This window comes from Bacillus clarus, assembly GCF_000746925.1.
Classification (GTDB): Bacteria; Bacillota; Bacilli; order Bacillales; family Bacillaceae_G; genus Bacillus_A; species Bacillus_A clarus.
This window is the reverse complement of record NZ_JMQC01000011.1, coordinates 37,949-50,197: the sequence shown is the minus strand read 5'-3', so window position 1 is coordinate 50,197 and position 12,249 is coordinate 37,949. Positions and strand designations below refer to the sequence as shown.

Annotated in this window: 5 protein-coding genes and 4 pseudogenes; 4 read left to right on the top strand and 5 right to left on the bottom strand. The window is 33.0% G+C overall.

Annotation, left to right across the window (positions count from 1 at the left end):
• Positions 1 to 119: 119 nt before the first annotated feature.
• Together DJ93_RS31785 and DJ93_RS28285 are read left to right on the top strand one after the other, a co-directional pair.
• Positions 120 to 362 (top strand): annotated as a pseudogene (locus tag DJ93_RS31785) (pre-toxin TG domain-containing protein); the annotation flags it as partial.
• A gap of 319 nt (positions 363 to 681) precedes the next feature.
• A complete protein-coding gene (locus DJ93_RS28285; RefSeq protein ID WP_042984842.1) occupies positions 682 to 1,071 on the top strand; it encodes a hypothetical protein in 390 nt (129 codons plus the stop codon).
• Positions 1,072 to 1,558: 487 nt separating this feature from the next.
• Here DJ93_RS28285 and DJ93_RS28280 read toward each other — a convergent pair whose 3' ends face one another.
• Positions 1,559 to 1,939, bottom strand: coding sequence for a BA_1872 family lipoprotein (locus tag DJ93_RS28280; protein ID WP_042984840.1), 381 nt, complete (start codon positions 1,937 to 1,939; stop codon positions 1,559 to 1,561).
• Positions 1,940 to 2,212: 273 nt separating this feature from the next.
• Positions 2,213 to 2,410: pseudogene (locus DJ93_RS28275) on the bottom strand (hypothetical protein); the annotation flags it as partial.
• A gap of 625 nt (positions 2,411 to 3,035) precedes the next feature.
• Between DJ93_RS28275 and DJ93_RS34710 the strand changes: the two are divergent.
• The gene (locus tag DJ93_RS34710) at positions 3,036 to 3,221 is read left to right on the top strand and encodes a hypothetical protein (RefSeq protein ID WP_042984838.1); all 186 of its coding nucleotides are present in this window, start codon (positions 3,036 to 3,038) and stop codon (positions 3,219 to 3,221) included.
• Between the two features lie 181 nt (positions 3,222 to 3,402).
• Positions 3,403 to 3,555, top strand: a pseudogene (locus DJ93_RS34230) (IS6 family transposase); the annotation flags it as partial.
• 27 nt (positions 3,556 to 3,582) lie between these two features.
• Here DJ93_RS34230 and DJ93_RS28265 read toward each other — a convergent pair.
• The 3 genes and pseudogenes from DJ93_RS28265 to DJ93_RS31775 all read right to left on the bottom strand — a co-directional run bounded on the left by DJ93_RS28265 (position 3,583) and on the right by DJ93_RS31775 (position 10,313).
• On the bottom strand, positions 3,583 to 5,379 hold the full coding sequence (locus DJ93_RS28265) for a PAS domain-containing sensor histidine kinase (RefSeq protein WP_042984836.1): 1,797 nt from the start codon (positions 5,377 to 5,379) through the stop codon (positions 3,583 to 3,585).
• A 108-nt stretch (positions 5,380 to 5,487) separates the two neighbouring features.
• Positions 5,488 to 5,651, bottom strand: a pseudogene (locus DJ93_RS34945) (DDE-type integrase/transposase/recombinase); the annotation flags it as partial.
• A gap of 210 nt (positions 5,652 to 5,861) precedes the next feature.
• Positions 5,862 to 10,313, bottom strand: coding sequence for a Cna B-type domain-containing protein (locus DJ93_RS31775; protein WP_080743761.1), 4,452 nt, complete (start codon positions 10,311 to 10,313; stop codon positions 5,862 to 5,864).
• Positions 10,314 to 12,249 lie beyond the last annotated feature (1,936 nt).

Genomic DNA, 12,249 nt, shown 5'->3' with positions numbered 1-12,249 from the left:
ATAGACAGCTGCATAGCCAGAAGCGGTAATAGAAGTCGATACATTCTTTATCCCTAGGTACCCTTGAACTACTGTCAATTCAGGACGAGCTATTAATTGTAAGAGTTTTTAACACTCTATCCGAAGAGGAGCAAGGCTTTGATGGTAAAAAATTAGCTAGAGATATTGCTGGTGAAATAAGTGGTAAATATGATGTTCGTCGTATTTGGGATAGTATTGATCCATCTACCGGCGAAAAACTTTCGGGGTGGGAACGTGCTGGGGCAGGTGTCATGGATGTAGCCGGCCTTACACCATTCGGGAAACTCGCTAAAGTTGGTAAAGGTGTTAAGAACGCTGAGAAGGTGGCTGAAGCTAAAAATATTCCTGGTAGAGGTTATCACAAAGAAGTGTATGCTAATAAACCTGTGAAAGTAAAAGACGCTGTAATTAAGTGGGATGAGTTTTTAGGACCTGGTGAGCATACTAACATTCATCCAAGAACAGAATTAGAAGACTCAGATAGAATATTTTCAGTTAATGGCACTAGAAGTATACGCTTCGGTTCACATGAAATGAACTCAAAATCAAGTAAGTTCCACTACCATGAAGAAATATGGACTTATGACCCAATAAATAATGTTATGAATGTTGACAATACACTTGTTAGAGTACCATATAAATAAAAAGGAGTAATAAACAATGAATGTTAAAATAGTGGATATATTAGAACAATTATTAGGTGGATATAAAGTATTCGTTCAAGTAGCTAGCAATCAATTTATCGCTGAGTGGAATGGTGATAAGCCAGAAAAAAATGAGAACTATATTGTAGAAATAGATATAGATGATGAATTTATATGGAATACAAATGTAGCCTTTTCAGATGAAAATACTAATACAATAATTCAGAATGATGAAGGCATTAAAGTAATTGCTAAGCTGGATTATAACAGTGAGGATAACTTAGCAACACTAAATATTTATGATAGTGTAGTACTAATTGATATAGAAGGAACTGAGCAAGATATATCAAATGAATGGGTAGAAATACAGTGTACTTCAATTAAAATATTTAATACCAATTTATAATAGAAACTAAATGTATAACTACCGCATAAAAGTAAAAATCAAATATATATTATAGTAATGCAGGTTTTATTAGAGTTAGGGGATATGATAAAAACAATAAACAAAAAAACATTACGTTGTAATAAATAAAACTCAAAATTATAGAGTCGAATATTGGGGAGAAGAATAAATTTATAATAAAATCCTAACAAGTCAATAAATAAAATATCATGATTATAGCAAGGAAATGCTTGTATACTGATCTATACTGCATTCCCTTGACCACAAGCCTCCGAACCCTCATCGTCAAGGAACCTTCGCGGCATAAACACTAGGACTCAGCGAATTACTTCCAAAATTGATAAAGTCTTGCATTGGTCAACGGATTTACCGTCTAGATGCAGAGTGCTGAAAAAAAGTGAAGTAAACGTAAATTGATGAGCATGTGTTGTGCCAGAACCAACTGGAAATGGAAACGGCAAGCGGATACACTCCTCTTGCCGTTTTTTCATAGCTTCGTATGTATTTGAATTCCTTTCGCTTTCTCTTCTTCACCCTTCACGCGTACAATTAAATCATATGATCCGGATTTTGGCGTTTCAAAAGAAAGCAAACCTTCTTTTTGAGAAGTAACTTCTTCTTCATAAATGACCTTATCGTCTTTTGTGACTTGCAATAAAATCGTACCTTCTTCAACGGCTGCTTCATAAGGAATTTCCACATTTCCTTTTTTAGCTTTAAGCGTTTGCACATCGTAATACCCTTGCAGGGAGCCGATTTTTAAAGTCGTTTCGCCATTTTCTTGAACCTTTATGACTTTTGTTGCTGTATTGCATGCGCTTAACAATACAACAAGAGTGAGAATGAGAAATGAGCGTAGCAATTTCATAGAGATTACCCCCTTTCTTTTTATCATTATAAAATTTTGCCATTGCGGTAACTATTTTATCATTTTTTGATAAGCCAACATACTCATCAAAATTAAAAATTGTCATTTATTGATAACCTGTATGACATCCGCATCCTTTCAGCCTAATAAACTCCCGTAAATTCACTTAAACTACATTTCTTTTTATAAATTTTAATACAGATTCTCTTGAACATTCGATTTCATTTTTATTTTCATTATAGAACTTTGACACATACGTTATAACAGTCATATATCTCTTCTTTCTTCATCTGAATTTGGCATAACACACCCTGTTCCATCTTCACTCATATATTTCTTCATTTCTAAAATGCTTAACTCCATTACTTCCCCTTTACCTTCATTAGCACTAGAAAAGACAAATGCAGAACCAAAAGCAATTGCGACTATAACACCAATTACAGCTGCAATTCCCCATGCCTTGCGACTCATACCATTCCCCTTTTATTATTTAGTATCTTTATAATATCAAGCGATTCGAAGTCTACTGAGAATATATTCCAAATTTAACACCTGTCTTCATTATACCAACATACTTATAAATGGAAATGAGAAATTTATACTGAGATTGTCCCTTCTGGCTGGAGTGACGACCCTATGTCGGCTGCATCTTAATAATGTGCTGACTTAAAATAAAGTCCGATTAAAAGGAATTTCTTATCGAACTTTATTAATAGCTTTTTTATAAATGATCAGACTTTGTTTTAATTTATCAAACTATATTTTAAATCCACAATACCAGCACATGAAAAATATTATTGATTATACAGTTTCATATTTCCACTCATATATCTATTTTTTATCATTCTTAGCCAAGAAGACTCCTTCCTCAATTTGTAGGAAGTCTACAATGTAAAATCTTAAGCGCCATTCACACCTACCGAAGTAGAGCGAAAACCAAGCCAATTAGGAGGCGTGTGAGTTCCATAACTACGGGTAGAGCCTACTAAAATAACTGGTGGATACGCTAGTGTTCGTAGGAATCCCCCGCTTTAAGCGTAGCTAAGTGGCGGCTAGTTCAATATCAAATAAATAATCATCTGTACCAACTACAAATATGAAATATTGCATATCAAAATGTATTGCTGTATTTGTAAACGCTTACTATAATAAAAGTACAAAGATTTATTACATCTTACTACTCAAAAAAGGAGGAAATAATATGGAAATCGCAATGGCTGTTTTAAAATTTGTAGGTGGAGTACTTCCATTAGTACAAGAACTTTTAAAAACATTTATGTAAGTTTATCATTTCGCAATTATTTATAAAAATTATCATACAAATAATCTGTACATCAAAAATAAATTGATGTACAGATTATTTGCGTGAACAGACTTTACAAAAAACTCAAATTATTTGTGAATTCGGAATCCTAATTCATATTCTTAGAATTTAGGTGGTTATCAAATCAAAATCATAGGGGCGGCTTTTTGTTAAATCGACAGGACTTCATGCTTTACGTACGACAAAAGGAATCAAAACAATTCATGCTCTATACAAACAAAGGCGAAGTCTCCAAGTAGACTCCGCCTTTTCGGTATATCACGAATTACAAGAATTATTAATTGTTGCATAGCTATTTAACGATGCAATTCTGGATTCTCTATGTTTTAGGTAACTTTGCAACTGAACCACTGTTATAAATTGGTAAAAATACTGTAACAGTAGTTCCTTTCCCAACTTGGCTTCTTATGTTTATTTTTCCACCGTGACTTTCAATAATTCGATAACTAAGCATGAGCCCAACACCCGTTCCCTTTTCTTTTGTACTATAAAAAGGTTCACCTAGTCTTTTAATTCTTTCTGGAGGAATACCAATTCCTTTATCTAAAATACAAATCTTAACCTCAGTACTATTATGTTTTTTCACGTTAATAGTGATTTCTTGACCGTTCTGTATAGCCTCAATAGAATTTTGTAAAATATTAAAGAAAACTTGTTTTAATTGAATTTCGCAACATTCAACCAATAAATTTTCAAAATCCATATTTATTGCAATATGAATATTCTTCATAATTGCTTGTGTGCTTATTAAGGCGACTACGTTATCTAATATAGTACAAAGATTTTTCGGTTCAAATACTGCAGCATTCGGTTTTGCAATAGATAAAAATTCTTGAAGAATTGTTTCAATACTACTAATTTCAGAGAGTATTAGTCTTAAATATTCTTTATCCTCTCCTACTTCTTGTTGTAATAATTGCATGAACCCTTTAATTACTGTTAAAGGATTACGAACTTCATGAGCGACCCCAGCTGCCAATTGTCCTACCGCTTTAAGTGTATCTGATTTCTTTAATAATTCCGTTGTTATTTTACGCTCTGTAATATCACGTACAATAATCATAATTTTATCCTTAAAAAGCGGTAAAAGTCTTGCTTCAAAATGATATATTTCATCATCTAGTTGAAGAGAATAATCTATTAAAACGGGAGCGGATGAGGTATGTATTTTATTAACCGCTTTCTCAAATTGCTTTATGATAGAAGCTGGCAATACCTCTTGGATTTTTTTTCCTACTAATTTTTCCATTGAAACATGAAATTTAGATATAGAATTAGCTTTACAATCCATAATGGTTCCATCAAGTTCTGACAAAAAGTATAAATCAGGAATTGCTTTAAAAATTAATTCTAGTTCAACCGAGGTCCGTTTAAGTTTTTCTTCCATTCTCTTACGCTTGGTTATGTCAACTCCAATAGCTCCAATACTCCATCCTAAAGTAGGAATACTATGTAAAATATTTGACCACATAATAGTTTTTTTCTCACCATTTTTACATGTTATATTTACCTCCCAATCTCTAAAGTTATGGCCATTTATCAACAACTCATTACATAACTGATCTCTATAAGCTTTATCAGGGTGTAGCAATTCAATTGCTTTAGGATTGTTAATAATTTCATCTGCATTATATCCAGTTACTAATTCACATTCCCGATTCCACATAACAATATTTCCTTTTTCATCAATAGCATTAATCATAATCGGCATATTTTGTAATATGCTATATAAATGATTTTCATCATGCTTTGTTATAGCTTTTATTCGTGAATCTTTTTCTTGAAATTTTTTAAGTTGTAATTGTTGTGTTGCCATCTCTTCAATTAGATTTGCAATATGTTTAAAATATGTTATCTGAGAATCCACAATAATCTCTTTATTAATACTTGTCCCTATAACAAAGGTTGCTATATGCTCCTGTTCAATAATGATGGGAATATGAGTATCTTGGGTCAATTTGATTTTTTGATTATGAAAAAAAAGGTTACCTTTGGAAAATATAATATTTTGGTTATTATCAAGGAGACAGAATGAAATTTTAGTTAAATTATAAAATTGTTCTGTTATATTCTTGAACTCGTTTATATTTATAAGATCTCTCAAGGTATATTTCATTATTTAACCCATCTCCTTTATATTTAATATAACTTTATGACTCCCCAATACAAAATTATTATCTAAAAACAAAAAACTATTACCTAATACAACGATGATCTTGTTCAGCAATGCCTTAGGATTAATCACGTACTTGTTTAAAGTAATAACACAAGGATTGAAAATGTAAAAAGGCCGCAAAGCTTTTTGAAAAAGTGCTCTGCGGCCTTATGATTTCTTGTCTTACTACCTAAATACAAATCAATTTTATTTCCTTCTGAATCAACGGCACGCTATAAATAAATCTATTATCCTCTTACTTTTATATAGATTATTTAATTCCAAATCATATTGATAAAAACAGTTTATAATCATTGTACACGCAAAAGATAATCTATATTTTCCTGTTATCCTTACTCAATCACTTACCGTTAATAATACAATACTTAGCTGATTATATCAGCATTTGCAAACCGGTTCCTTACACCAGCGGCAATTTCTTATTATCTCATTCGTTGACGAGCGAATAGGACTCCACCTAAAATCAATAGTAACATACCTCCAATAATAGAGCTCATCTCCATTGATTTTCCGCCTGTTTTAGGCAGCCATGCTGACGTCTTAACGTTTTCTTTAGTAGGTGGAACTTTTGAATCGCTATTTGTTTCTGTATTTGTGTTTGGATCTTTTGGATCTGTGCTTGGATCTTTTGGATCTGTACTTGGATCTTTTGGATCTGTGCTTGGATCTTTTGGATCTGTACTTGGATCTTTTGGATCTGTGCTTGGATTGTCCTTGATTTTTGTATTCGTGATATCATAACCTTTTACTTCTATTTTATATCCATCCACCGGTTGTTCTTTCACTTCGTACTTATATGCCTTACCTTCGGCATCATATGCCGCTAACTCTTTAAATGTATATTTCCAACCTGTTGCTTCACTTACTTCTTCTGTTTTGATGACCTGACCGTTCTGTAATAAATCTACTTTGATTGTTTTCGGACGGTCTGTCGCATTGTCATCTTTCCACGTTTTTATTCCTTCTACTGTTGTTTGTCCTACTTTTGTATTTGTAATGTCATAACCTTTTACTTCTGTTTTGTATCCATCTACCGATTGTTCTTTCACTTCATACTTGTACGCATTTCCTTCGACATCATATGCCGCTAACTCTTTAAATGTATATTTCCAACCTGTTGCTTCACTTACTTCTTCTGTTTTGATGACCTGACCGTTCTGTAATAAATCTACTTTGATTGTTTTCGGACGGTCTGTCGCATTGCCATCTTTCCACGTTTTTGTTCCTTCTACTGTTGTTTGTGCTACTTTTATATTTGTAATGTCATAACCTTTTACTTCTGTTTTGTATCCATCTATCGGTTGTTCTTTCACTTCGTACTTGTACGCATTTCCTTCGGCATCATATGCCGCTAACTCTTTAAATGTATATTTCCAACCTGTTGCTTCACTTACTTCTTCTGTTTTGATGACCTGACCGTTCTGAAGTAAATCTACTTTGATTGTTTTCGGACGGTCTGTCGCATTGTCATCTTTCCACGTTTTTATTCCTTCTACTGTTGTTTGTCCTACTTTTGTATTTGTAATGTCATAACCTTTTACTTCTGTTTTGTATCCATCTACCGATTGTTCTTTTACTTCATACTTGTACGCATTTCCTTCGACATCATATGCCGCTAACTCTTTAAATGTATATTTCCAACCTGTTGCTTCACTTACTTCTTCTGTTTTGATGACCTGACCGTTCTGAAGTAAATCTACTTTGATTGTTTTCGGACGGTCTGTCGCATTGCCATCTTTCCACGTTTTTGTTCCTTCTACTGTTGTTTGTGCTACTTTTGTATTTGTAATGTCATAACCTTTTACTTCTATTTTGTATCCATCTACCGGTTGTTCTTTCACTTCGTACTTATATGCCTTACCTTCGGCATCATATGCCGCTAACTCTTTAAATGTATACTTCCAACCTGTTGCTTCACTTACTTCTTCTGTTTTGATGACCTGACCGTTCTGTAATAAATCTACTTTGATTATTTTCGGACGGTCTGTCGCATTGCCATCTTTCCACGTTTTTGTTCCTTCTACTGTTGTTTGTGCTACTTTTGTATTTGTAATGTCATAACCTTTTATTTCTGTTTTATATCCATCTACCGGTTGTTCTTTTACTGTATAGATGTAAGCTACTCCGTTTATATCGTATGCTTGGAGTTTTTCAAATGTATACTTCCAGTTTGTTGCCGCTGTTACTTCTTTTGTGTCTACTACTTTACCGTTTTGTAGTAAATCTACTTTAACTGAGCTTGGGCGATCTGTTGCGTTGTTATCGTTCCAAGTCTTTGTTCCTTCTACTTTCGTTTCGCCTACTTTTGTATTCGTAATGTCATAACCGCTTACGCTAGATTGATATCCCACTACTGGTTGTTCTTTCACTTCATACTGATAAGCTACTCCATTCGCATCGTATGCTTCTAAATCTGCGAATATATATTTCCAACCCACTACTGCTAGTACGTCTTGTGTTTGGATCACGTTTCCGTTTTGTAGTAAGTCTACTTTGATCATTGCCGGACGGTCTGTTGCATTTCCGTCTTTCCACGTCTTCGTTCCTTCTACTGTCATTTTCGCTACTTTTGTATTCGTAATGTTGTAACCATTCACTTCCGATTTGTATCCCGCTACCGGTTTCTCTTTTACTGTATACGTATAAGCAACACCATTTGCATCATATTGTGCTAGGTCTGCAAATGTATATTTCCAACCGTTTGCCGCTGTTACTTCTTGTGTTTCGATTACATTGCCATTTTGTAGTAAATCTACTTTAATTGTTGTTGGTCGATCTGATGCATTGTTGTCATTCCAAGTTTTCGTTCCTCCTACTGTTATTTTTGCATCTTTTGTATTCGTAATGTTGTAACCATTCACTTCCGATTTGTATCCCGCTACCGGTTTCTCTTTTACTGTATACGTATAAGCAACACCATTTGCATCATATTGTGCTAGGTCTGCAAATGTATATTTCCAACCGTTTGCCGCTGTTACTTCTTGTGTTTCAATTACATTTCCATTTTGTAGTAAATCTACTTTAATTGTTGCCGGACGGTCTGTTGCATTTCCGTCTTTCCACGTCTTCGTTCCTTCTACTGTTGTTTTTGCATCTTTTGTATTCGTAATGTTATAACCATTCACTTCCGATTTGTATCCCGCTACCGGATGCTCTTTCACTGTATACGTGTAAGCAACACCGTTCGCATCATATTGTGCTAAGTCTGCAAATGTATATTTCCAACTGTTTGTTGCTGTTACGTCTTGTGTTTCAATTACATTTCCATTTTGTAGTAAATCTACTTTGATCGTTGCCGGACGGTCTGTTGCATTTCCGTCTTTCCACGTCTTCGTTCCTTCTACTGTTATTTTTACATCTTTTGTATTCGTAATGTTATAACCATTCACTTCCGATTTGTATCCCGCTACCGGATGCTCTTTCACTGTATACGTATATGCATTACCATTATTATCATATGCAGGTAGATCTGCAAACGTATAGTTCCAGTTATTTGCTGCCGTTACTTCTTGTGTTTTGATTGAATTTCCATTTTGCAGTAACTCTACTTGGATTGAACTTGGACGATCTGTTGCATTTCCGTCTTTCCAAGTCTTCGTTCCTGAAACGGATGTCGTTTTCACTTTATTCGGAATCTCAAGCTTTACGCCTTTTTCAGCATTTGCATCAATTGTAAAGTTTACTTTTTCTTGAGGATCAAAATCCAAATAGTTTGGAGCTGAAATCTCTTGCACATAGTAATTACCTGGATCTAGATCAGGGACCTCCACCATACCTTGTCCATCCGTTGTATACGTACCGCCAATTTGCTGATCTAACTCTGTATACAACTTAAATTCAACATTCGGAAGGAATTTCTCTTTATCTCCGGCAATATGCTTAACGATTCTTAACGTTCCTTTAGGTGGTAAATCACCTTGAGCACCGCCACCCGCATTTATATTTTTAACCCAGGCCGTATTTGAAAAAGATACTGGTTGCTGATTTAGAATCTGGTAATTAACCGTAAAGTCATTAAAAAAATTATCTTGGTTCATTCCACTTTCAGTTATAGTAGAGCTATATCTTATACTAAGAATCTTGCCACTTACATGATCCTTATAAGCCCTAATTTCAAAAGAGTTATCGTTGAATGTAATCGTTCCGTAACCATTATCCCTAAACTGTTGAGGTGTTAAAGTTTCATTTCCAACTATTAGGATGAAATTATCCTGATTAAGTGTTTGACCTGCTTGTAAAGTATCGGACAAAACAATATCATCACTTAACTGTTCTTTATTACTGCTACCATTTACATTCAATTCCCAATTCACTTGGTTGGGAGTTTCTGGTTGAATTGAACCTGTTTTGTAGGCGAATTGTACTGTACCCGTTCCTTCTGTTGGACCCTTAATGGTTACCGTTTGATTTGCTAAACTTGTACCTAAATTTGTATCAACTTTTATCGTTTGTCCCGTTCCTACATTACTAGTTGCTTTAACTTCAAAATTAAAATGCCCTCTAATATTTTGAAGTTTCTCAACTGTATCATTAAATGTACATATCACATTAGTTGTAGTTACTTGGCAAGTACCAAAGTTAACACCTGCATCATTATTTAATGAGATAGTCCTACTATATCCTTGTAATTCTGAAGGTAAAGTTAATGTTAGTGTGTCTCCAGCCTTCATTTGATTTACAGATTTATCACTAAACGTTACTCTTATTCCCGTTCGTTCTCCGTAATTTAATTCCGTTTTATCGAATGTAAAACTATCAACTAATCCTGTTTTATTTAATTCTTGTGCACTTGCTATTATAGATATAAAACTCTGACCTATAGTAAACATAAAAATCATTACAATCGAAAAAACCGAAGTTACTCTTTTTATCATGTCATTCTCCTATCAATTATATTTAGATGGCTCCTAATATGAATATGCAATGACAATGACTTAATAGGCTGATGGTATTTCTTCTCTTTTAACAGTTATAAACTTAAAAACCTGAAAACAAATTTCTATAAACGATTCCTCTGCTCTCCATTGACCTTCATTTTTTCTAATGTAACATTAAATTTACTAAGTTTAATATTTACAAATTAAACAATTGTTGATATTATCGTAACTGACGAAGTTACATTTTTTCATCATTCCTATCAAATCTCGAAATCTTATGTTGTATCATATCTACCATCACATGGTGAGCATAAATTCCTGATTAATAATGTTTTCATCTCAATGCTATTGGTTTATTCATACTACTTTCCATTGTTTTCAGATTCATAACATCAATATGTCCAAATTTGATAGCACCTTTTTAATGATTCACAATTTTATTTACCAGAACCTTTTGTCCCCCTCCTACAGGCATTTTTTCATGCTCTCATCCGTAATATAAAACTATTTAGATAACAAAAATAGTTTTTGTAATTTTTGTAACCGATTTTGTAATTAATGAAACCAAACATAAGTTAATACCACATTTGGGATAAATCTCTTATTTTATACTCCCTCCTACATACACCGAAATATCATCCTTAAATGCTTGTACTAAACCTCTACCAAATTCTTGATTCACTTAGTAAAAATTAAAAATCACAAACAATTTTGTTTATTCATATACATCTTTTACATCATTTTCTAGGTTGTGATTAGGTAGTCTTATTCTTTTTGAGAGAATGAACAGTAACGTCCACCGATCTGTTTAAGGTTATGAATTTAGTGTTTTTCACAATCTACATGACTTATAAATTTCATGGCTAAATCTCGCTATACCGGATCTTCAATTAAATTTTCAGCATGACGACTAGATTCATAATTAATTGTAGTTGCTTATTTCCTTATTTGTATGAAACCAAATTTCCCATTGCAGGGTCGGCACAATAACATATAGGCCGTTTACTGATATTCGTAATGAATGTGTGCTTAATTGATAAAGCTATCATGAGAATAATAGAATACACGTACTCTACTTCTACCAGATAATTAATAATTACACCTTAGTCACCTCGCTATCTGTCTATAATGCTAGATATAATATACAAAACAAAGAAAGAGTTGTAAGTATTACTGTCAATCAGTCAGAAATTAAGACTGAATTTTCAGTCTTTTTTGGTTAAAAGAAGATTTTTTCATCAACTCTTTCTTTGTATTATGAGTTTAACACTAAATATAAAGTATAACAAGACAAAAATATTCAATTTTCTATTGATTTCGACAATTATCTCGGAAGGTTTTACACTACTGCAATAGAATTCGAGAAATTAAAACCTAGTTTATTTAAAATAGGTTTTTGTGATCACTGCGGAGAAGAAAATCATTTCATTAAACCAAGAAATGATTCCTTAGGGGTATATATAATTGACACTTGTATATATGGCTGCCCTGATGAACGTAGTATCCCTAAGTAAATAATAAAATGCTTAAATAATTTGTGATTAATTTAGATAGTGTGAAATCGAAAACTCCTACCATGAAGTTCCCAAAAATAAAAAAACTAATACAATTTAATATAGATTTATAGACATATAAAAACAACATTACTGAAAATGATTCAAATAAATGAAATATATAAACAAAAAGTAATTCCAGCTGAAGTTTACAATAACTTATGTAATGATTGTGAATATGTATTAAGCAATTTTATGTAATAATTTTTCCGTTTACTTGCCATTCTACTCACAATTCACCGCAATCCCCTGATTACTAGTTTTTATAAAATACATTTAAAATATAGTACGTGAAATTATAACAATATATTTATTAATGGTGAAGTAAAATTAATTTTCACTTTGCTTTTCTATTTAACTCCAACTTACTTTTTCAATTC